The sequence below is a fragment of the Micromonospora zamorensis genome (assembly GCF_900090275.1).
GTDB classification, from domain to species: domain Bacteria; phylum Actinomycetota; class Actinomycetes; order Mycobacteriales; family Micromonosporaceae; genus Micromonospora; species Micromonospora zamorensis.
Map to the genome: position 1 here is coordinate 2,858,325 of NZ_LT607755.1, position 20,968 is coordinate 2,879,292.

At 72.6% G+C, this 20,968-nt stretch carries 19 protein-coding genes; 11 read left to right on the top strand and 8 right to left on the bottom strand.

Translation table 11 applies throughout. The features are described 5' to 3' along the window. Positions 1-71: 71 nt before the first annotated feature. Positions 72-497: an Hsp20/alpha crystallin family protein gene (locus GA0070619_RS12425; RefSeq protein WP_088951751.1), complete on the top strand. Its 426-nt coding sequence runs from the start codon at positions 72-74 to the stop codon at positions 495-497. A 67-nt stretch (positions 498-564) separates the two neighbouring features. Further along, positions 565-1,563 (top strand): tyrosine-type recombinase/integrase, encoded by a 999-nt coding sequence (locus GA0070619_RS12430; RefSeq protein ID WP_088948204.1) that lies wholly within the window; start codon positions 565-567, stop codon positions 1,561-1,563. Positions 1,564-1,591: 28 nt separating this feature from the next. Here GA0070619_RS12430 and GA0070619_RS12435 read toward each other — a convergent pair whose 3' ends face one another. Further along, complete coding sequence (locus tag GA0070619_RS12435; RefSeq protein ID WP_088948205.1) at positions 1,592-1,963, bottom strand: VOC family protein; 372 nt, start codon at positions 1,961-1,963, stop codon at positions 1,592-1,594. A gap of 77 nt (positions 1,964-2,040) precedes the next feature. On the opposite strand from GA0070619_RS12435, the gene GA0070619_RS12440 reads away from it, so the two are divergent. Then, complete coding sequence (locus GA0070619_RS12440) at positions 2,041-2,886, top strand: LLM class flavin-dependent oxidoreductase (protein WP_088948206.1); 846 nt, start codon at positions 2,041-2,043, stop codon at positions 2,884-2,886. Positions 2,887-2,925: 39 nt separating this feature from the next. On the opposite strand, the gene GA0070619_RS12445 is transcribed toward GA0070619_RS12440, so the two are convergent. Further along, a complete protein-coding gene (locus GA0070619_RS12445; protein WP_088948207.1) occupies positions 2,926-4,629 on the bottom strand; it encodes an acyl-CoA dehydrogenase family protein in 1,704 nt (567 codons plus the stop codon). A gap of 147 nt (positions 4,630-4,776) precedes the next feature. On the opposite strand from GA0070619_RS12445, the gene GA0070619_RS12450 reads away from it, so the two are divergent. From GA0070619_RS12450 to GA0070619_RS12460, 3 genes are all read left to right on the top strand, one after another. Continuing rightward, a complete protein-coding gene (locus tag GA0070619_RS12450; RefSeq protein WP_374223712.1) occupies positions 4,777-5,235 on the top strand; it encodes an Rv0361 family membrane protein in 459 nt (152 codons plus the stop codon). Next, positions 5,222-6,424 (top strand): low temperature requirement protein A, encoded by a 1,203-nt coding sequence (locus GA0070619_RS12455; RefSeq protein WP_157743985.1) that lies wholly within the window; start codon positions 5,222-5,224, stop codon positions 6,422-6,424. The genes GA0070619_RS12450 and GA0070619_RS12455 overlap by 14 nt, the downstream gene beginning before the upstream one ends. Before the next feature lie 125 nt (positions 6,425-6,549). After that, complete coding sequence (locus tag GA0070619_RS12460; protein WP_088948210.1) at positions 6,550-9,657, top strand: BTAD domain-containing putative transcriptional regulator; 3,108 nt, start codon at positions 6,550-6,552, stop codon at positions 9,655-9,657. Here GA0070619_RS12460 and GA0070619_RS12465 read toward each other — a convergent pair. Next, on the bottom strand, positions 9,645-10,178 hold the full coding sequence (locus GA0070619_RS12465; RefSeq protein ID WP_157743986.1) for a calcium-binding protein: 534 nt from the start codon (positions 10,176-10,178) through the stop codon (positions 9,645-9,647). The two genes, GA0070619_RS12460 and GA0070619_RS12465, sit on opposite strands and share 13 nt — an antisense overlap. Positions 10,179-10,378: 200 nt before the next feature. Between GA0070619_RS12465 and GA0070619_RS12470 the strand changes: the two genes are divergently transcribed. Continuing rightward, positions 10,379-11,227, top strand: coding sequence for a hypothetical protein (locus tag GA0070619_RS12470; RefSeq protein ID WP_088948212.1), 849 nt, complete (start codon positions 10,379-10,381; stop codon positions 11,225-11,227). Between the two features lie 61 nt (positions 11,228-11,288). Here GA0070619_RS12470 and GA0070619_RS12475 read toward each other — a convergent pair whose 3' ends face one another. The 5 genes from GA0070619_RS12475 to GA0070619_RS12495 form a co-directional block, all read right to left on the bottom strand. Continuing rightward, positions 11,289-12,005, bottom strand: a complete 717-nt coding sequence (locus tag GA0070619_RS12475) for a thymidine kinase (protein WP_088948213.1) — start codon at positions 12,003-12,005, stop codon at positions 11,289-11,291. A 56-nt stretch (positions 12,006-12,061) separates the two neighbouring features. Beyond that, positions 12,062-13,453, bottom strand: a complete 1,392-nt coding sequence (locus tag GA0070619_RS12480; RefSeq protein ID WP_088948214.1) for an MFS transporter — start codon at positions 13,451-13,453, stop codon at positions 12,062-12,064. A gap of 17 nt (positions 13,454-13,470) precedes the next feature. Beyond that, entirely contained in the window at positions 13,471-14,238 is a 768-nt protein-coding gene (locus GA0070619_RS12485) for a glycerophosphodiester phosphodiesterase (RefSeq protein WP_088948215.1), read from the bottom strand. 124 nt (positions 14,239-14,362) lie between these two features. Beyond that, positions 14,363-14,947, bottom strand: a complete 585-nt coding sequence (locus GA0070619_RS12490; protein WP_157743987.1) for a TetR/AcrR family transcriptional regulator — start codon at positions 14,945-14,947, stop codon at positions 14,363-14,365. A 67-nt stretch (positions 14,948-15,014) separates the two neighbouring features. Beyond that, a complete protein-coding gene (locus GA0070619_RS12495) occupies positions 15,015-15,788 on the bottom strand; it encodes a lysophospholipid acyltransferase family protein (RefSeq protein WP_088948217.1) in 774 nt (257 codons plus the stop codon). 190 nt (positions 15,789-15,978) lie between these two features. Here GA0070619_RS12495 and GA0070619_RS12500 point away from each other — a divergent pair, with 190 nt between their 5' ends. The 4 genes from GA0070619_RS12500 to GA0070619_RS12515 all read left to right on the top strand — a co-directional run bounded on the left by GA0070619_RS12500 (position 15,979) and on the right by GA0070619_RS12515 (position 20,967). Beyond that, a complete protein-coding gene (locus tag GA0070619_RS12500) occupies positions 15,979-17,394 on the top strand; it encodes a cytochrome ubiquinol oxidase subunit I (protein ID WP_088948218.1) in 1,416 nt (471 codons plus the stop codon). A gap of 14 nt (positions 17,395-17,408) precedes the next feature. Further along, positions 17,409-18,407, top strand: coding sequence for a cytochrome d ubiquinol oxidase subunit II (gene cydB / locus GA0070619_RS12505; protein ID WP_088948219.1), 999 nt, complete (start codon positions 17,409-17,411; stop codon positions 18,405-18,407). A gap of 73 nt (positions 18,408-18,480) precedes the next feature. Beyond that, a complete protein-coding gene (locus tag GA0070619_RS12510; RefSeq protein WP_172862037.1) occupies positions 18,481-19,674 on the top strand; it encodes a GNAT family N-acetyltransferase in 1,194 nt (397 codons plus the stop codon). A gap of 96 nt (positions 19,675-19,770) precedes the next feature. Beyond that, on the top strand, positions 19,771-20,967 hold the full coding sequence (locus GA0070619_RS12515; RefSeq protein ID WP_197699644.1) for a TolB-like translocation protein: 1,197 nt from the start codon (positions 19,771-19,773) through the stop codon (positions 20,965-20,967). The last annotated feature ends 1 nt before the right edge of the window (position 20,968 follow it).

Here is a 20,968-nt window from a genome sequence, read left to right on the forward strand (position 1 = left end):
CAAGAAGAGGAAGTTGAGTCACCCCGGCTCAACTCATCACCTTCGGCCAGGAGAACCGAGGAGGCATGACCATGTTGATGCGTACCGACCCGTTCCGCGAGATCGACCGGCTCGCCGAGCAGTTCTTCGGTACGGCGGCCCGTCCCGCGATGATGCACCTTGACGCCTACCGCGACGGCGACCACTTCTACGCGGCGTTCGACCTGCCCGGCGTCGACCCCGACACCATCGACTGCACCGTCGAGCGCAACGTGCTCACCGTCCGGGCCGAACGTCGCCGACCCTCCGGAGACGGCGTCGAGCTGGTGGCAGCCGAACGTCCGATGGGCACGTTCACCCGGCAGTTGTTCCTCGGCGACACCCTGGACACCGACAAGCTGGAAGCCGGCTACGAGCACGGGGTGCTGACGCTGCGCATCCCCGTCGCCGAGCGTGCCAAGCCGCGCCGGGTGACCATCACCGCCAACGGCGACGGACGTCGACAGATCAACGCCTGATCATGGTGTCGGGTGGGATCGGCGCGCCTGCACGCCGATCCCACCCGAGGCTGAGAACCTTTTTCACATGGTGTTCTCCGACGCTCCGGTGCTGGCCCGCCCGTCCGCGCCACCCGCGCTGCCGAGTGGGCCAGTCGAGGTCACCGAGGCGTGGCTGCGTAACCGGCGGTTGTCCGAGCACACCCGCGACGCGTACCGGCGCGACGTCACCGGCTGGCTCACCTGGTGCGCCGGCCGGGACCTGGACCCGCTGCGGGCCACGTTCCTGCACGTCAACGAGTATGCCCGGGCGTTGGAGTCCACAGTCGCCGCCCGTAGCGGCCGGCCGCTGACCCCGGCGACCGTGGCGCGACGGCTCTCCGCGCTGTCCAGTTGGTACGACTTCCTGGTGAAGCTGGGCGCGGTGCCGGCCAACCCGGTCGCCGGCGCGGACCGACCTCGCGTCGACCGGGATCACTCCGCCACTCTTGGGCTCACCCCGGAGGAGGTGGACGCTCTGCTCGGCGCCGCCGACGCGGACACGGGCGCGACCGCCCTGCGCAACCGGGCGGCGATCGCTCTCCTCGCCGATCTGGGCCTGCGCGTCGGGGAGCTGATCTCGCTGGACCTGACCGACCTCGGCACCGAACGCGGACATCGCAGCGTGCGTTTCGTCGGCAAGGGCGGCAAGCAACGCCGTCGGGCCCTCACCCCCGGCAGCGGGTACGCCGTGGACGCCTACCTGGCCCAGCGGGCCGCCGCCACCGGTGTGCCGGTGACACAGCTGACCGGGCCGCTGCTGGTCACCGCCAGCGGTGCCCGGCTGGACCGGCACTCGGTGTTCCGGATGGTCCGCCGGCTCGCCCGGGCCGCCGACATCCCGGCCTGGGCGAAGCTGTCCCCACACTCCCTGCGGCACGCCTTCGCCACCACCGCCCGCTCGGAGGGCGTGCCGCTGGAGGACGTGCAGGACGCGATGGGGCACGCCGACCCGCGCACCACCCGCCGCTACGACCGGGACCGGCACAACCTCGACCGTGACCCGGCCTACGTGGTGTGGGCGGCGCGGTCCCGTCGGAGCAACTGAGCCACAGCGGCCGCCCCCGGCGTGCCGCTCAGCTCTGCGGTCGGGGGCAGATGCAGAACGGCTGCCCGATCGGGTCGAGAAGCACCACCCACCGCTCGCCGCCGGGCTGGAAGTCCGGCTTCGAGGCGCCCGCCGCGACGAACGTCTCCTCCGCCGTGGCGAGGTCGTCGACATACAGGTCCAGGTGGTAGCGCTTGTCGCCCGCCGGGTCCGGCCAGGACGGCGGACGGTAACCCTCGACCAGCCCGAAGCCGATGGAGACACCACCGGAGCTGATCATCGCGTACTCGGGTTGGCTGTGTGTGATCTCCCAGCCGAGCGCCTGGTGGTAGAACGCGGCGTGGCCGGCGGGGTCGGAACTGTCGAGGTTGACCATGGCGAGGTCCGCAGAGGCTGTCACGCCAGCAGTATGCCGCCGGGGCCCGACAAGCCCGCGTGACCGACACACGCGTCAGACCCCCGTCCTACGGTCGACGGATGAGACATGGCCTGGAGATCTCCTGTGGTGGCGCCGCCATCCCGGTGTCCGTTCTGGTGGAGTTGGGTGAGCTGGCCGAACACGCCGGTTGGGACGGCGTGTTCCTGGAGGACTACCTCATCCACTACAGCGGGGACGAGCCGTCCACCTACGACCCGTGGCTGGTGCTCGCCGCGATCGCCGGACGCACCGGGCGGGTGCGCCTGGGCACCACGGTCACCGCGCTGCCCCGGCGCCGCCCGGCGAAGCTGGCGCGTGAGGTCCTCACCCTCGACCACCTCAGTGCCGGCCGCGCCACGGTGGCGGTCGGCGTCGGAGACCCCGGCGACCGAGGGCTGGCCGCGTTCGGCGAGCAGACCGAGGTGTCGGTGCGCGCCGCGATGCTCGACGAGGGCCTCGACCTGCTGACCGGGCTGCTCAGCGGTGAGCGGGTCGACCACCAGGGCACCCACTACCGCGCCGACGGGGTGGCGCTGCGACCAGCGCCGGTGCAGGCACCCCGGGTTCCCGTCTGGGTCGGCGGCAGCACCCAGGCCGCAGCGGTGCGTCGCCGCGCGGCCCGCGCCGACGGCATCGTTCCGTACAAGCTCACCGACACCGACACATGGTCCGACTTCACCCCCGACGAGGTACGCGAGCTGGTCAACGCCCTGCCACCGACCCGCGCCGACGGCCAGCCGTTCGACGTGGCGATCGGCGGCCGGCGCCGCCGACCCGACGAACGTGCCGAACGGGCGTACCTCGAAGACCTCGCCGCGGCCGGCGCCACCTGGTGGCTGGAGTTCGTCCCGGTCGGAGAGCCGGCGGCCATGCGCGCCGCCGTCGCCCGCGGGCCCCTGCGCTGACACCGGGTCAGGATGCGGCGACCACGGGTCGTCGGGCGTTCAGCAGAGCAGATCCAGGTGGTGGTGGGCGTCCTCGGCGATCTCCTCGTGCCGCAGCCAGCGGCGCGCCCACAGCCGGGCGGCCAGTGCCGCCTGCTCGTCGCCCCACGCGGCGTGCTCGACGAGCAACGCGGTGGTCAGCGCGTACGCCAGGCGCAGCGCCAGGCCACGCGCGCCGGCGAGCACCGTCGGTGAGCCCGGGTCGGCGGTCACCGAGGTGATGGTGTCGCCCAGCTGTGCGGCGGCGCCGGCCAGGGTGTCGGCCAGCACCGGCGACAACGGGCGGGCCAGGTCGACGGCGGCGGCGAGCCGGGCCAGCAGCGGCGCGCCGGCGTCCTCCCGGGTCAGCGCGCGCAGCACGTCCAGCGACAGCACGTTGGTGGTGCCCTCCCAGATCGGCAGCACCTGCGCGTCGCGCAGCAGCCGGGGCACCCCCGTGTCCTCCACGTAGCCGGCCCCACCGAAGCTCTCCACGTACTCGCTGGCGGAGCTGACCGCCAGCCGGCCGGTGGCCAGCTTCGCCAGCGGCGCCACGATCCGCAGCTCCGCCGCGGCCTCCGGGTCGGCGCCGACCTCGACCCGCCCGAGCAGGGCGAAGGCGTGCCCGGCCAGGGCGAACGCCCCGGCCGCGTCGACTGCCAGGGTGCCCAGGGTGGCCCGGTGCAGCGGCGAGGACGACAGCGCGCCGCCCGCGACGTGCCGCACGTCGGCGTACGCCCGGGCGTAGGCGAGACCGCGTCTCATACCGCCCGCCGCCGCTGCGGCGTTGTGCACCCGGGTCACCACGACCAGGGTCATCGCCCGGACCAGGCCGGGCACCGCGGGGTCGCCCAGCGGCACGGCGTACGCGTCGTGCAGACCGATCTCGGCGGTGGGCAGCGCCCGGGTGCCGAGCTTGTCCTTGAGGCGGTGCACGGTGACGCCCGGTGCGGGTGCGCCCGGCGCCAGCCCGTGGGCCAGCGGTGAGTCGACCGCGTAGCGGGGAACCAGGAACGGCGCGAGCACCCGACTGCCGCGCCCCGAGCCCTCCGGTCGGGCCAGCGCCACCGCCATCGCCGCGTCGGCGGCCGAGCAGAACCACTTCTCGCCGGTCAGCCGCCACGAACCATCCACCGCTGGCCGGCCGATCGTGCTGGAACGGCCCAGGTCGGAACCGCCCTGCGACTCGGTCATCCACTGCCCGCTGGTGATCGCCACGGCCGGGTCCGTGGAGATCAGCCGGGGCAGCCACGCGTCGCGGACCCCGTTGTCCACCTCGGGCAGGCTGAGCAGCGCCGCAGCCCCGTCGGCCATCGCCACCGGGCAGGAGAACGTCGCGGACTCCGGCCCGTACAGGTGGAGCAGGGCGTGTTGCACCACCCGGGCGGCGGCACCCCAGGTGCCGCGCGCGTCCGGCAGGTAGGGCAGCGCGACCACGGCGTGCCGGGCGGCCGCAGCGCGCTGCGCCTGCCAGCCGGCGGAGGTGTCGATCCGGTCGACCCGGGCGCCCCACGGGTCGTAGCGGACCAGCGTCGGCGGGTGCGCCTCCGCGTCGGCGTGCGCCGCGCGCAACGGCCCGGCGACGTCTGCGGCCAGGTCGGCGAGACGGCCCTTGGCGGCGGCGTGCCCGGCCGGGCCGAGGTGACGCTCCAGCCAGGACCGCAGCAGGCCGTCACCGGCGTACGGGTCGACGGGGGGTGGTACCGGCTGCACGAAGCGGCTCATCGATCGGCTCCTGGCACTGCTCGGGGGGTGTGCGCCGACGGTAGACGATCCGTGGTCGCCGCGAACAGGGCACACCCACTCACCGGGGACACCCAGTTTCCGACTTGTCGTACCTCGGTGCGACCGCGTTCTCTACGGTCGGTAGTCGTGGGTGCCGGCCAGTCGTGGAGCCGACCGGCCCGGCGCAGCCGCCCGATGCGCACCGGGTTGGCGTTCGCCGGGTTCGGGGTGGCGCTGTGCTGCGTCGGGGTGGCCGGACTGGCCGCCTGGAACCTGCAGACCGTCCGTCAGGCCGCCGGCCCGATCCGGGAGACCGCCGACGGGTTCCTCAACGAGGTGAGTCTCGGCGACAGCGACAGGGCGTACGACCGGCTCTGCGAGGACGCGCGCACCCGGTGGAGCGCGATCGGCTTCACCAGTTGGGTGCGTACGCCGCCGATGGTCACCGACTACGAGATCACCGACGTGTCCGTCACCACCCGCAGCGGACGACCGCAGGGCACGGTGACGGTGAAGCTGACCCGCGACGGCGGGCTCAGCGAGGAACGCCGCCTGCCGGTGGTCCGCGAGGGCGGCGACTGGCGGGTGTGCGGTGACCCCTTCTGAGCCGCCGGCCGTTCGGCCGAAGCGGCAGTGGTTGCTGCGCGAGCGTCGGGGGGTGGAGCCGACCACGTCGATGGAGCTGTTCTTCGATCTGGTCTTCATCTTCACCACCACCCAGTTGACGCACTACCTGATCGCGCACCCGGACTGGCGTGGCGCCGCCCGCACCGCGCTCCTGCTGGCGCTGATCTGGTTCGTGTGGATCTACACCGCCTGGGGGACGAACTGGCTGCGACCCGACCAGGCGCCGGTACGGGCGCTGCTGATCGCGCTGATGCTGGGCAGCCTGTTGCTCTCGGCGGCGATCCCCGAGGCGTTCGCCGGCGCCGGGCTGGTCTTCGCGCTCGTCTACGCGACAGTGCAGGTGGGCCGCACCGTGTTCGCGTTGTGGGCGGTGCAGGGCCAGCCGTGGCTGGTCGACGGGTTTCAGAAGACGCTGCCATGGTTCGTCGCGACGTCGTCGCTCGTGGCGCTCGGCGGCGTGATCGGCGGCGTCTTCCAGGAGGCGCTGTGGGCGGCGGCGATCGTGATCGAGGTGATCGGCCTCTCGACCGGCTTCCCGGTGCCCGGTCTGGGCCGCAGTCCCGCTGAGCGGTGGATGGTGGAGGGCGGGCACCTGGCCGAGCGGTGCCAGGCGTTCATCCTCATCGCCCTGGGTGAGTCGATCCTCGTCACCGGGAGCACACTCGCGCAACACCTGAACCTGACGATGTCCGGCGCGTTCGTGCTGGCGTTCGCCGGTTCGGTGGCGCTGTGGTGGGTGTACTTCGCCCGGTCCGCCCCGGCGGCGGCGGAGGTCATCGCGCGAGCCGGTGAGCGCACCGGCGGTCTGGGCCGGCTGGCGTTCAACTACCTGCACCCCGTGATGGTCGCCGGCATCATCGTCACCTCGGCGGGTGACGAGCAGCTCCTGCGTGAGCCGGGTGCCCCCGCCACCACGACCGCCGCCCTGTTCACGCTGGGCGGTCCGGCGTTGTTCCTCGCCGGGCACGCCGCCTACAAGGCGGTGCTGTGGCGGATCCTGCCGACAAGCCGGATCGCAGCGGTGGTGCTCCTGCTCGCGTTGGTGCCGTTGTGTGTGGGGCTGGGGGCCACCGTCGCGGTGTGCGCCACGCTGGCGTTGGCGGTGATCATCGCCGTGATCTTGGCCGACCGGTTCCGCGTACGGCGAGGCGTCCCGCAGCCGTCCTGACCCGCCCGGTCGCACTGCGTCGGTTCTCGGACAACGTCACCGCAGGTGGGCCCCCGGGTGGTTAGCGTGGGTCACCGGCCCTCCGGGTGACCTTCCGCGGTGCTCGGACGAGCGGAGGCGACGCGATGACAACCGAGCAGCGGCCCCGGCCACGACGGTGGCTGATGCTGGTGGCCGCCGCCGGGTACGGCAAGACCACCGCCCTGGAGACCGTCGGCGGGGACGAGCCGACGGCCTGTCACCGGGCGACGGACCTGATCGACGCGGCGACGCACGCCAACAGCCCGCCAACGGGCACGCAACCGCCAATCCGGGTCGCCGTGGACGAGGTGTCCGCGCTCAGCGGGGACGACCAGCTGGCCCTGGTGCGGTGGTTGGGCGCGCTGCCGGGTCAGCCAGCGGTGACGCTTGCCGCCCGACACCCCCTGGTCGACGCGGCGCTGAGCGCCTGCGCCGGGCCCGTCGTGCACCGCGGGCCGGAAACCCTCGCCCTCGGCCGGGACGCGGTCGCCCGGATCCTGCGCGACGAACACGCGGTGCCCGACAGCGACCTGGCCTACCTGGTGTACGAGCTGACCGCCGGCTGGCCGGCGTGGGTGCACCTCGCTGGCGACGCCCTCGGCCGGCAGGGCGTCGGCCGGCGGGAGCTGCTCGCGGCCCTGACCGAGCCCGGCACCGCCGGTGGGCACTTCGCCCGCGACGAGATCCTCGCCGACCTGCCCGCGCAGGTGGCGACTCTGCTCGGCCGCGTCCACCACCTCGACCCGATCAGCGCGCCGCTGTGCGTGGCCGTCGACGCCGACACGCCAGCCGACGTCACCGCGCAGGCGCTGCGCTGGGCGACCCGCACCGGGTTGCTGATCGCCCACCCCCGCCGTCGGGCCGGCCACACCTCGTCGACTGTGCAGCTGGTCCGGGTCCTCGCCGCGGTGCTGGCCCAGCAGGCGAGTCGGCCGGACACCTCAGGACGTCGCAGGCTGTACGCGGCCGCCGACTGGTACCTCGCCAACGCGTACCCGATGGCGGCGGCCCGAGCCCTGCACGACGCGGACGACACCGGGCGGTGCGCGGAGCTGATCGCCAGCCACGGCGAGGGCATGCTCGCCGGTGGTGGTGCGCCAGACGTCACCGACCTGATCAGCGCGTTGCCGCAGGCCGAGCAGAACCCCGACCTCCAACTGATCTTCGGTGACGCGTTGCGGATGTCCGGCTCGGTGACCTGGGCGTCGAGGGTCTTCGCCGCGCTGCTGGCCCGGGCCGACCAGGACCGCCGCTGGCCGGCCCGGCTGCTCTGGCGGGCGGCGATGGTGCCGTACCTGCGGACCGACTACGCCGGCGCCCTCGCGGTGCTCGACCGCGCGGGCGCACCGCCGACGCTCACCCCACCGGGTCCCGACGACGTGCTGCTGCTGGCCTGTCGCGCCAGCACCCTGGCCCAGCTCGGCCGGGTCGACGACGCGGTCGCCGCCGGGGCCCGGGCGCTCGCCGCCGCACACCAGCTCAACGAGGACACCCCATTGGCGGCGGCGCACATCGCGGCCGCGCTGACCTCGTCCGGCACCCGCCGCGACGAGCACCTGGCCGAGGCGCTGGCGGCGGCGGAACGCGCGGGTGACCTGGTCCAGCAGGCACGGGTCCTGGTCAACCAGGCGCACTGCCTGCTGCGCGAGGCCCGATACCCGTCGGCGCTGGCTACCGCCGTACGGGCGGTGCGCGCGGCGGAACTCGCCGGCCCACCCGGAGTGCTGGTGACCGCCCTGCACAACGCGGGCGAGGCGCTGGTACGCCTGGGCCGCTACGACGAGGCGACACTGCACTTCACCCGGTCCAAGCTGGTATCCCAACGGTTGGGTTTGAACCGGGCTGCCGCCGGCGTCTACGGGCTGGCCGAGGTCAGTCGCCGCCTTGGCCGGCGGGAGGAGGCGTTGGCAGCGTTCGCCGAGGCCGCTGAGCTGGCCCGTGACGTGGGGGACCTCCAGGTGCGCATTCCGGCGTTGGCCGGTCTGGCCCGGCTGCGCTGCGAGGGCACGGGCGCCGACCTCACTGCCGCTCGTGCCGCGGCCGACGAGGCGCACCGGTTGGCACCGGCGTTCCTGCTGTCCTGCGCGCTGGTCGCGACGGGTTGGGTGGCGTACGCCGGGGGTGATCTGGGTCTGGCCCGGCGGCGGGCGGCCGAGGCGGTCGGAGCTGCCCGCACCGGTCGGCAGGCCGACGCGTTGGCGGAGGCGTTGGAACTCACCGCGGCTGTCGCCGCCGAGCCGGACGCGAGTCGAAGCGCGTTGCTGGAGGCCGGCGCGATCTGGCAGGCGGCGGGTGCGGGACCGGCCGCCGAACAGACAGTCGTCCGGCTGGGCCGTCTCCCGGGCGCCGACGCCGCGCAGCGGTCGGCGGCGCGGCTGGCCGCCGACCGGCTGCTGGCGCTCGGCATCGAGACGGTCGACGGGCGGGCGTTGGCCGAGACGCCCGCCGACGCGGACACCGTCGAGGTGCGGGTGCTCGGCCGGTTCGAGGTCGTCGTCGGTGGGCGGGACGTCCCGCTGCCGGCGTGGCGGTCCCGACAGGCCCGCACTCTGCTGAAGATCCTCGTCGCCCGGCGCGGTCGTGCCGTCGGGCGGGGGGAGCTGTGCGAGCTGCTCTGGCCCGACGACGAGCCACGGCGGACCGCACACCGCCTGTCGGTGCTGCTGTCCGCCGTGCGTGCCGTGCTCGACCCGTCCCGCCGGTGGCCCGTCGACCGGTACGTCCGCGCCGACCTGACCGGTGTACGTGTCGACCTGACCCGGGTGGTCGTCGACGCGGAGAACCTGCTCACCGCCGTCCCGCGGGCCGAGCGCCTCGCCCGCGACGGTGACCCGGCGCGGGCCCGCGAGCTGCTCGCCGAGGTGGACGCCGCCTACCGGGGGGACGCCTTCGCCGACGAGCCCTACGCGGACTGGGCCGACGGGCTGCGGGAACAGGCCCGCGCGGTGTGGTTGCGGGCACTGCGTGACCTTGCCCGGCGGTACCGGGGCGACGGTGACGCCGACCGGGCCGCCACCGCCCTGGTCCGGCTGCTCGACGCCGACCCGTACGACGAGTGGGCGCACCAGGCGCTGGTCGGGACACTCGTCGGTGCCGGCCGGCACGGGGAGGCCCGGCGTTCGTTCGAGAGGTGGGCCGGGGCGATGCGTACGATCGACGCACCGCTCCCGGACCCGGGTGTGCTGCGGGCAGGGGCTGGTCAGCAGGCGTAGAAGTTCTCCTGGCCCGCGTCGGTTAGCACGTAAGAATAGAAGATCGCGCCGGGGTCGACCGTCTCGTCCTCCGCGCAGGTGTCCACCCCGGGCCCACCGTCGAGGGTGTCACCGCCGGGCCCCGTGACGGTGTCGCCCGCCACCCCGATCAGCAGGTCGGCGCCGTGGGAGCCGGAGAGGACGTCGTTGCCTTCCAGACCGGCGAGCAGGTCGGCGCCGGCGCCGCCGGCGATGAAGTCCCCGCAGCCCTCACCATAGATGGTGTCGTCACCACCGCCGCCGTGGATCGTGTCGACGCCACCGCCGCCGTAGATGATGTCGTTGCCACCGAGCCCGTAGATCTCGTCGGGCCCGCCACCGCCGAACAGGGTGTCGTCGCCCTCGGTGCCCATGATCGGGTCGCCGTCGGTGGTGGCGCACGGGTTCGCGTCCGGGTCGGCCTGCGCCGCGGCGCCGCCCACGCCAACCAGTGTGCCGCTGAGCAGGAGGGCGGCCAGCACCGCCGCCACTCGGGTACGCATGATGAAACCTCCTGTTCGTGGACCCCGTGAGGAGTCCGGTGACGCCGCGCTGACGTCACCGGCACTGTCGCAGCCGCCCGTCATCGTGGCGTCAGTACGCCGAGGGCGGTCGCCGTGCTGACGCTCTCCTGACGACGGTGCGGAGTCTGGCCCCACAGCCGTCGTCGACAGTCGACGAGGCAGTGCGGAGGGAACATCCGATGAAGCGGAAACTGGCTGGTCTGGCAGTGCTGACCGGCATGGCGGCGGCCACGACGCTGCTCGCGCCGACGAGCCCGGCGCAGGCGTCGGTCGGCCTGTACCGGGTCGCCGCGACCAGCGTCCTGGACGCGACGAACGCCAAGACGATGGCCATCTCGTGCAACGGCCTGGACCAGGTGGTCGGTGCCGGCGGGCGGATCAACGACGGTCAGGGTGACGTCCTGATGACCCGCGTCTACGCCGACGCGACACTGCACACGGTCACCGTGCTCGGCGTGGAAGCGAACGCCACGAACGTGCCGTGGTCGGTGGACGCGTTCGCGGTCTGCGCCCCGGCCGGGGCGGTGGCCGGCCTGCAACTGGTCACCACCACGTCGGCGAACAACGCCCTCGACAAGGTGGGCATCACCGCCGTGTGCCCGCCGGGCAAGAAGACCTTCGGCGGTGGGTACCGGATCGACAACGCCAACGCCGCGGTGGCGATCGACGAGCTGGCGTTCACCTCGGCGCTCGGCTCGGTGTCGAGCACCGCGTACGTGTTCGGCGCGCCGGGCAACTTCACGTTGCAGACCCAGGCGTTCTGCGCCACCCCGCTGCCGGCGATGGCGTTGACGGAGGCGACGAGCGCGTTCAACGCGAACTCGCCGAAGTCCGTGACGACGCTGGCCTGCCCGGCGGGGTCGCAGACCGCCGGGGTCGGCGCGGTGTTGACCGGGCTCACCGGGGACGGCTCGGTGGCGACGTTGCTGCCCAAGCCGGCACTGGACACCGCTGAGGCGACCGGACGGGAGATCGTCGCGTTCGCCGGGGCGTGGAACGTCAGGGCGCAGCAGGTCTGCGTGGGTTGATCCACCCGTACGACGGCCGGCCGTCCCCAGCACGGGGGCGGCCGGCCACCGCGTCGACGCCTCAGTCGCGGGGGCCCAGGTCGCCCGAGCGGTAGTGCCGGCGGCACAGCACCTGGTAGCGCACGTCGGCGGTGTCGACGGTGTCGCCGATGACGACCTGGGCGCCCTCGCGAACCACCCGCCCGTTGACGACCCGGGCGTTGAGCAGCCCTTCCCGGCCGCACCAGCAGAGCACCTCGACCTGGATGCGGGCCACCTCGTCGGCCAGCTCGAACAGCCGCTGCGTGGCGGGGAACAGGCAGGACCGGAAGTCGGTGGCGAGGCCGAACGCGAACACGTCGACGTCGTAGCTGTCGACCAGCTCGGCCATCTGCTCGACGTGCTCCACCGTGTAGAAGCACGCCTCGTCGCAGATCAGGTAGTCCACGCGTACGCCGTCGGCCCACCGGCCGCGGACCAGGGCCCGCAGGTCCAGGTCGTCGGTGACCTCGATGGCCTCGTGGGCCAGCCCGATGCGGGTGGTGACCTGCGGGCCCAGCGACCGGTCGATGCGGGTGGTGACCAGCCCCCGACGGCCCTGCCGGGCGTGGTTGTAGTTCATCTGCAACGCCATCGTGGACTTGCCGCAGTCCATCGGCCCCCAGAAGAACTTCAACGCCGCCGCGTGCACCGGACGCCCGTCGAGCCCGCGCGCAGCCGCGCACCCGGCCGGAGCGTGCGGCTGGCCGGGGAACGGGTGGGCCAGGCAGGTCGGGGCAGCGGCGGCGGCGTCAGTCACGGTCGGGCAGCCTAGCTGATCGACCGCCTCTGATATGTCGGGTGCGGGACGCGTGCTCAGAGCACCCGGGGTGGCGTGTTGCCCGCGGCCACGATGGCCCGGCGGATCGGCACGGCCGCGAGGAGCAGGAAGCCGACCACGAAGAAGATCAGCAGTGAGACCAGGCCCACCCGGTAGGACGAGGTGAGCTGGAACACCAGGCCGAAGGCGAGCGGCCCGAGCCAGCTGGTGCCCTTGTCGCTGATCTCGTAGAAGCCGTAGTACTCGCCTTCCTTGCCGGCCGGGATGAGCTGGCTGAACAGCGACCGGCTCAGTGCCTGGCTGCCGCCGAGGACCAGGCCGATGGCCGCGCCGAGGACCATGAACGGCAGCGGTGCCTCGGCGGGAAGCCGGAACGCAGCGATGATCACACCGGTCCAGAGCACCAGGCTGAGCAGCACGGTCTTCCAGGCGCCGATGCGCTTGGCCAGCGCGCCCAGGCTCAACGCGCCGCCGAAGGCGAGGAACTGCACCAGCAGGATCGTGATGATCAGGGTGCTCTGCTCCAGGCGCAGCTCTTCGGTGCCGTACTGGCTGGCCAGGGTGATGACCGTCTGGATGCCGTCGTTGTAGACCAGGAACGCCAGCAGGAAGTACAGCGTCAGCGGGTACGCCTTGACCTCGCGCATGGTGCGGGCGAGTTGCCGGAACCCGTCGGTGAGCACGTTGCCGCCGCTGGCCAGGGCCGCGACGCTGGGGCGCTCGCGCAGCCAACGCAGCGGCACCAGGGTGAACAACGCCCACCACACGCCGGCGGACACGATCGACCAGCGGGCCAGGTCCAGGGTGCGTTGCGGGTTGTCGCCCTCGTCGAGCAGGGTGATCGCGACGAGGTTGAGGGCCAGCAGCAGGCCGCCGCCGAGGTAGCCCAGCGCCCAGCCGCGACTGGAGATGCCGTCGCGTTCGTCGGGGCCGCCGAGCTGCGGCAGGAACGAGTTGTAGACCACGATCGCGGCGCCGAAGGAGATGTTGGCGACCAGGAAGAGCGCCCCGCCGAGCAGGTAGCGGTCGCCGGTGACGAAGGCCATCGCGATGGTGGCGCCGGCGCCGGTGAACGCGGCGCCGCCGAGCAGCCGCTTCTTGTGCGCCGAGCGGTCGGCGATCGCCCCGATGACCGGCAGCACGAACACGGTGAGGAACACCGACAGCGAGATCAGGTACGGGTAGTAGGACCCGGCGGCGATCTTGATGCCCAGTGGGTAGACAGAGCCGTCGCAGGAGTCCGCGCCGAGTTCGCAGCCGGCCGCCAACTCGGCGACGGTGGTCAGGAACGGGCCGAGGAACACGGTGATCACGGTGGTCTGGAACGCGGAGTTGGCCCAGTCGTAGATGTACCAGCCCCTGCGTTCCCGGCGGGTGCTCGCCGGAGGCGGGGTGTCGTCCACCGTGGGGGTCACGGTCTCGGCCATCGGGGGTCCTTCGATGGTCAGGCGGCCCAGTGGCCGCGGCTGCGGTAGACGTCGCGCAGCACGCCGACGTGATCGGTCATGATGCCATCCACGCCACGATCCAGTAAGTCGTGCATCTGGGCTGGTTCGTCGATCGTCCAGACGTGCACCTGCAGGCCGATCCGGTGGCAGTAGTCGAGGAACCGGCGGTCCACCACCGGCACCCGCCCGTAGCGCGGCGGCACCTGCGCGGCGACCACCGACGGGGGCAGTCGCAGCGGGCGTCCGTGCAGGGAGGCGAGCCGCAGCCGGGCGACCCCACGCATGCCGAGGCTGGTGGCGACGCGCCCTTCGGTGAGCACGCGCAGCCGGGTCAGGCGGGCGTCGCTGAACGAGGCCAGCAGCACCCGGTCGGCGGCGCCGGCCCGGGTCACGGTGGCGACCGTCGGCGCGACGCCGCTGTCGGCCTTCACGTCGATGTTGAAGCGGACCTGCGGCCAGGCGCCGAGCACTTCGTCGAGCCGGGGTACGACGGCAGCGCCGCCGACGCGTACCGAGGCGAGGTCGGCCCAGCTCATTTCGGCGATGCGCCCCGCCTCACCGGTGACCCGGCGCAGCGTCGGGTCGTGGAAGATCACCGCGACGCCGTCCGTGGTGGCGTGCACGTCGGTTTCCACGTACCGGTAGCCGAGCCCGATGGCCCGGGCGAACGCCTCGGTGGTGTTCTCGTCGCCCTCGGCGGCGCCGCCACGGTGGGCGAACGCCAGCGGCGCGGGCGCGTCGAGGTAGCCGGGTCGGGTCAACACGCGACGCAGTATGCCCTCGGCGGGTGGCCGGTGGGTGGCCGGCCGGCGTCTGTCGCCCGCTCGCGCCGCCGCCGGAACCCGCCGAGCTGACCAGCGCGAGGCGATGCGGTCGGTGCCCGGAGGGTCAGCCGGTGGGTCGGTGGATCAGCTGGAGGCTGCGCCGGATGCGGTCGCGGAACTCGCCCCTGGTGGCCGCGGTCGATTTCCAGGTCAGGGCGGCGGAGAAGAGCAGATCCATCACGTCGTGTCCGGTCAGGTCGGCGTGCAGCAGGCCGGGTGGGGCGAGGGCGGTGATGTGGGCGCTCAGCGTCGCCCGGGCCCGCTCCTGGTAGTCGTGGAACATCGAGCCCAACCGGGGTTCGCTGTTCTCCAGCAGTTCGTTGAGGTCGCGGGCCAGCGGGGTGTCGATGTAGGGGCCCATCAGCGCGTCGAGCGCGGCCACGATGCCCGCGTCGAAGCTCAGCGAGCGGTCGGCGAGGTGGACTTCCATGGCCCGCTGGGCGCGCTCCAGGACGCCCTGCATGGTGGCGCGGTACAACTCTTCCTTGTTGGGGAACATCAGGTAAAGGCCAGGTCGGGAAATGCCGGCAGCCCTGGCTACGGACTCCATGGACGTCTTCTGAAATCCGTAGCGGCCGAACACCCCGACCGCCGCCACGAGGACTGCGGCGCGCTTCGGGTCTTCGACGTCCATCTCAGTGTTGCTCACGGTAGACAGATTAGATGATCTTGCAAAAATTATCTAATCTGTCAGCCCGCGGGCGCGGCCAGCAACATCATCCCTGGTTGCGGCGGTGGGCGCGACTCGAGTCGCTGGGCCGACCGGGGTCGACGTGCCGGGGCAGGTCGGGTTCGTCGGGCCGCAGCGGGGCGAGGGTGTCGGTGAGCGCGTCGATGATCCGACCGGTGGCCCGCCGGGCGGCGCCAGGGCTCGCGGCGCTCGACTCGCCGAGGTCGACGGGCGCGCCGAAGTGCACCCGGATCACCGGGCGGCGCCACAGCGAGCGGGCGATGCCGCGCAGCATGCCCCGGGGCGCCCGGTAGGGCAGCACCTCGTGAGCGCCCCACTGGGCGACCGGTATGACCGGGGCGCCGCAGGCCAGCGCGAGTCGGGCCGTGCCGGTCTTGCCGCGTTCCGGCCACATGCCGCGGTCCAGGCCGATGCGCCCCTCGGGGTAGATGAGGATCACCGACCCGCGCGCGACGGCGGTGGCGGCATCGTCGAGGGCCCGGTGCACGGCGCTGGTGCCCCGGTCGACGCGGATGTGCCCGGCGTGGCGCATGGCGGCGCCGAGCACCGGGGCGCGGAACAGGCCGGCGGTCGCCATGATCCGGGGGGCGATGCCCCGGGTGTGGCAGGCGGCGGCCATCACGACCGGGTCGAACGGGCTGATGTGGTTGGCGGCCAGCACCAGCGGGCCACGACGCAGGTGCGCCGGAACGTCGCCGGTGACCTCGAGGCGGGCCAGCAGGCCGACCAGGGCCCGGGTCAGCAGGAGGGCGCCGCGCCAGATCAGCGGCGGTTGCCAGGGGGAGTGCGCGGTGTCCATCAGCGCGACATCGTCGCACGCGGCGGTGCGGTCGCGAGGGCGGGTCGGCGGGTTGCCCAGGTCCGTGGTCCGGGGTGATCAGGGTCATTGGTCCCGGGCCGGTTCGGGCCGCCCGGCCCTGCCCAATCCTCTACGACGAGCAGTAGTATTTACTACGTCTCGTAGTACGAACAGCAGCTGGGGGTTTCAGGTGGACGCGTTGGACGTCGCCCGGTGGCAATTCGGTGTCACCACCGTCTACCACTTTCTCTTCGTGCCACTGACCATCGGTCTGTCGGTGCTGGTGGCCATCCTGCAGACGTTGTGGCACCGCACCGGCAACGAGCGCTACCTGAAACTCACCAAGTTCTACGGCAAGCTGTTCCTGATCAACTTCGCGATGGGCGTGGTCACCGGCATCGTGCAGGAGTTCCAGTTCGGCATGAACTGGAGCGACTACTCCCGCTTCGTCGGCGACATCTTCGGCGCACCCCTGGCCATCGAGGCGCTGGTCGCGTTCTTCCTCGAGTCCACCTTCATCGGCCTTTGGATCTTCGGCTGGGACCGGCTGCCCAAGCGGGCGCACCTGGCCAGCATCTGGGCCGCCGCGATCGGCACCAACCTGTCCGCGTACTTCATCCTCGCGGCGAACTCGTTCATGCAGAACCCCGTCGGCTACCGCATCAACCCCGACAGCGGGCGCGCCGAGCTGACCGACTTCCCGGCCGTGCTGACCAACAAGGTCGCCCTGATCACCTTCCCGCACACCCTGGCCGGCTCGTTCCTGGTCGCCGGGTCGCTGGTCGTCGCGGTCGGCCTCTGGCACGTGATCCGCAACCGCGACTCCGCCGACACCGGCGCCTACCGCTTCGCCACGAAGTTCGGCTCCTGGGTGGTCCTGGTCGCCTCCGCGGCCGTGCTGTTCACCGGCGACATCCAGGGCAAGATCATGACGGACGTGCAGCCGATGAAGATGGCCGCCGCCGAGGGCCTCTACACCACCGAGAGCCCCGCCTCGTTCTCCGTACTCACCATCGGCAGCCTCGACGGCAGCCGCGAGGTGTTCGCCCTCAAGATCCCGTACCTGCTGTCGTACCTGGGCACCGGCGACCCGAACGGCACCGTGCAGGGCATCAACGACCTGCAGGCCCAGTACGCCACCCAGTACGGCGCGGGCAGCTACACCCCGATCATCCCGGTCACCTACTGGAGCTTCCGCTTCATGATCGCCTTCGGGATGGCCGCCGGGGCCATCGCCCTGCTGGTGCTCTGGAGCCAGCGCAAGGGCCGCACCCCGAGCAGCAAGTGGCTGCTGCGCGCCGGGCTGGCCATGCCGGTGCTGCCGTTGCTGGCCAACTCCTTCGGCTGGATTTTCACCGAGATGGGCCGCCAGCCGTGGATCGTGTTCGGCGAGATGCTCACCCGCAACGGGGTGTCCCGCAGCGTCTCGCTGGCCGAGGTGCTCACCTCGTTCACCGCCTTCACGCTCATCTACGCCACCCTCGCCGTGATCGAGGTGAAGCTGCTGCTGCGCTACGCCAAGGCCGGCGTGCCCGACGTCAGCGAAGAGCACCCCATCGACGACACCCACGACGACGCCGAGCGCCCGCTCGCCTTCGCCTACTGATCCCGGAGCCCATCGTGGAACTGACCACCATCTGGTTTCTCCTCGTCGCCGTGCTGTTCACCGGGTACTTCATCCTGGAGGGCTTCGACTTCGGCGTCGGCATGCTGCTGCCCGTCCTGGGCCGCGACGACCGCGAGCGCCGCGTCCTGATCAACACCATCGGCCCGGTCTGGGACGGCAACGAGGTGTGGCTGATCACCGCCGGTGGTGCCATGTTCGCCGCGTTCCCCGAGTGGTACGCCACCCTGTTCTCCGGCTTCTACCTGCCGCTGCTGCTGATCCTGCTGGCCCTGATCGTCCGGGGGGTCGCCTTCGAATACCGGCACAAGCGCCCGGAGGCGTCCTGGAAGCGCCGCTGGGACACCGCGATCGTGGTCGGCTCGCTGCTGCCGGCGATCCTGTGGGGCGTCGCCTTCGCCAACATCCTGCGCGGGGTGCCGCTGGACGCCGACCACGAGTACGTCGGTGGCCTGGTGGACCTGCTCAACCCGTACGCCCTGCTCGGTGGCGCGACCACCCTGGCGTTGTTCCTCACCCACGGCGCGGTGTTCCTGGCCCTGAAGACCACCGGTGACATCCGCGAGCGCGCGGGCGCGCTCGCGGTGCGCCTGGGCGTCGGCGCCGCCGTGCTCGCCGTCGGGTTCCTGACCTGGACGCTGAGCATCCGCTCCAGCGCGGCGGCCGTCGTGCTCGCCGTCGGCGCGGCCCTCGCCCTGCTCGGTGGTCTGGCCGCCGCCCGGGTACGCCGGGAGGGCTGGGCGTTCGCCGGCACCGCCGTGGCGATCGGCCTGGCCGTGGCGACCCTGTTCGCGGCGTTGTTCCCGAACGTGCTGCCGTCCACGCTGGACGCGGCCGGCACGCTGACGGCCACCAACGCCGCCTCCACCCCGTACACCTTGAAGATCATGACCTGGGTGGCGGTGATCTTCACTCCGATCGTGCTGGCCTACCAGGGCTGGACGTACTGGGTGTTCCGCAAGCGCATCGGCGTGGCCAACATCCCGCAGCACTGACCGGCGGCCGGGGGAGCACGCCGCCGGCGGAAAATCGGCGGTCGTCGGGAGTCGGCCCCGCTAGGGTGTGCCGATGCCCGACCCTGTGCACGTTCGTGAACTCACCACCGACGACCTCGACGCCGCCTGGGAGCTGGGACGGGTCGCGTTCGGCGCCACCTCGGAACGAGCCGCCAGCACCACTGTCGCGGTGCCCGGCATGAGCCGCTACGGCGCGTTCGACGACAGCGGTCGGCTCGTCGGCAAGGCCGTCGACCTGCACCATGACCAGTGGTGGTCGGGCCGGGCGGTGCCGGCCGCCGACGTCGCCGGTGTGGCGGTCGCCCCCGAGGCCCGGGGTCGGGGCGTGGGCCGTGCCATGCTCACCGGTCTGCTGCGCGGGGCCTACGAGCGGGGGGCGGCGGTCAGCGCGCTCTACCCGACCGTCGCCGCCCCCTACCGGGCCTGCGGGTGGGAGGCCGCCGGTGTGCTGCGTACCGTCGATCTGGCCACCGCCGCGCTGCCCCGGCACCGGCCCTCCCCGGACCTGACCGTGCGGGCCGGGACGCCCGCCGACCTGAAAGCCGTCGCCGACCTGTACGAGCGGGTCGCCCGCCACCGCAACGGCATGCTGACCCGCCGGGGTGAGCTGTTCGACTTCTTCGCCGCCGACCGGGGCCTGCCCGGCGACGGCCTCACCCTCGTCGAGGACCACGGCGACCTGGTCGGCTACGCCACCTGGCAGCGGGGATCGGGCTACGGCGCCGACTCGGTGCTCACCGTCGACGAGGCCCTGGCCGTCACCGCCGGGGCCGCCCGGGAACTCGTCGGGTTGCTCGGCAGTTGGGCCAGCGTCGCGCCGACGCTGCGGCTGTGCCCCCTCGACGGCGACGCGGTCAGCACCGTCCTGCCGTTGGAGTCGGCCCGTGACCACGAGCGGGACCTGTGGATGCACCGACCGGTCGACGTCGCCCGAGCGGTGAGCGAACGGGGGTGGCCCGCCCACACCCGGGGCGTCGTCGACTTCGGCCTCACCGACACCCTCGCCGAGTGGAACACCGGCACCTGGCGGCTGACCGTCGCCGACGGCGCCGCCGAGCTGACCCGGGTTAGCGGCGAGGCCGACCTGCGGTTGGACGTACGCGGCTTCGCCCTGCTCTACGCCGGCGCCGCGCGGGCCCGCGCGGTCGCGCAGGCCGGGCTGCTGCACCACAGTGCGGGTGTCGACCCGGCCGCGCTCGACCTCCTCGGCGCTGGCGGGCCGGCGCAGTTGCTCGACTACTTCTGACGGTGTTCCCGGAGCCCGGGCGTTCGGGCTCGCACCTGCTCCGGTGATTGCCCGTCGGGGACGATCATGGGTCCGCCTCGTCGGTACGGTGTGCCGGTGGAAATTCTGGCGCGGATCCTCTCTGGAGCGACGGTGCAGCGGCTGCTGTGCCACCCCCGCCTTCCGCTGGTGGCCGGTTGGGACGCCGACCGTCCGGCGGTCAGGATCTGGGAGTACGGGGACGGGCAGCTGCGGGAGTGCGGGGCCGTAGGCGCGGGTTCGGCCGTCTACGGCGACGACATCGGCTATGAGCGGTCCAAGCGGACACCCTCCGCCGCCTGGCATCCGGGCGAGGCGCTGCTGGTGGTTGCGGACGCCGAGAGCGCCGCCCGCTGGACACCGTCGGGCACCTCGCCGATCGACGGCGTTGCGCCGACCGAGTACCAACGCGAGGTGGCGTTCAGTCCGGACGGTCGGACGCTCTGGTTGTCGCCCGCCGACGGGGAGGACGGATGGGAACAGTCTGTCGCGCTCGACCTCGCCTCGGGAACGACCTCCATCGGCCCTGGGTGGGACACCGGGGTGGTTGCGCACCCGGCGGGCGGCCTCGTGTGCACCCTCCAGAGCGACCAAGGTGCCACGCTGGTGCTCTTCTCTGAGGACACCGGGCCGGCGCTGCGGCCGTTGCGCCGTGCGCTGGTCCTGGACTGCGACGGCTACGAGGCTCCGACCTTCAGCTCGGACGGCCGGCACTTCGCCGTACGCGGCAACGCGTACGACAACTCGCTGGAGGTGTTCGAGTTCCCCTCGCTACGGCGCGTCCTGAGCATGACGCTGGGGGAGCCGAGCCCGGGGTACCCGTACCCGCAGGAGTGGCTGGACGAGATGCACGCCTGGTCCCGCCACAACGTCGTGTTCGGTCCGTTGCCGGGGGTCCTCTGGATCGGGACACCCGAGGGCGCGGTGGTCGAGCTGGAGATCGACGGGAAGCGGGTGACTGAGCACGAGGTGCTGCCGGGGGCCGCGGTGACGGCGCTGGCGGCCACCGCCGCGGGTGACCTCGTCGTCGCGGGCAACGACGGCATGCTTCTCCTGCTGTCGGGAGGGAGGATCGGCACGGGCGAGGCGCCCGGGGCCGCGGTGACCGAGTTCCTCGCCGCCACCTCCGAGGCGTCGGTTGTCGACATGGACCAGCTCGACCTGACCGACGGGACGCGGACCTGGCAGCCGGGTGACCTGGAAGTGGTCAGCGAGGACTCCGGGACCGACCCGTCCTGGCTGAGGATCCGGGCCGCCATGAACCGGCTCACCTGAG

Bases quoted from the DNA above. Each gene is read 5' to 3' on its own strand.
- GA0070619_RS12425 (WP_088951751.1), top strand. From the start codon at position 72: ATGTTGATGCGTACCGACCCGTTCCGCGAGATCGACCGGCTCGCCGAG.
- GA0070619_RS12430 (WP_088948204.1), top strand. From the start codon at position 565: ATGGTGTTCTCCGACGCTCCGGTGCTGGCCCGCCCGTCCGCGCCACCC.
- GA0070619_RS12440 (WP_088948206.1), top strand. From the start codon at position 2,041: ATGAGACATGGCCTGGAGATCTCCTGTGGTGGCGCCGCCATCCCGGTG.
- GA0070619_RS12445 (WP_088948207.1), bottom strand. From the start codon at position 4,629: ATGAGCCGCTTCGTGCAGCCGGTACCACCCCCCGTCGACCCGTACGCC.
- GA0070619_RS12460 (WP_088948210.1), top strand. From the start codon at position 6,550: ATGACAACCGAGCAGCGGCCCCGGCCACGACGGTGGCTGATGCTGGTG.
- GA0070619_RS12465 (WP_157743986.1), bottom strand. From the start codon at position 10,178: ATGCGTACCCGAGTGGCGGCGGTGCTGGCCGCCCTCCTGCTCAGCGGC.
- GA0070619_RS12470 (WP_088948212.1), top strand. From the start codon at position 10,379: ATGAAGCGGAAACTGGCTGGTCTGGCAGTGCTGACCGGCATGGCGGCG.
- GA0070619_RS12480 (WP_088948214.1), bottom strand. From the start codon at position 13,453: ATGGCCGAGACCGTGACCCCCACGGTGGACGACACCCCGCCTCCGGCG.
- GA0070619_RS12495 (WP_088948217.1), bottom strand. From the start codon at position 15,788: ATGGACACCGCGCACTCCCCCTGGCAACCGCCGCTGATCTGGCGCGGC.
- GA0070619_RS12510 (WP_172862037.1), top strand. From the start codon at position 18,481: ATGCCCGACCCTGTGCACGTTCGTGAACTCACCACCGACGACCTCGAC.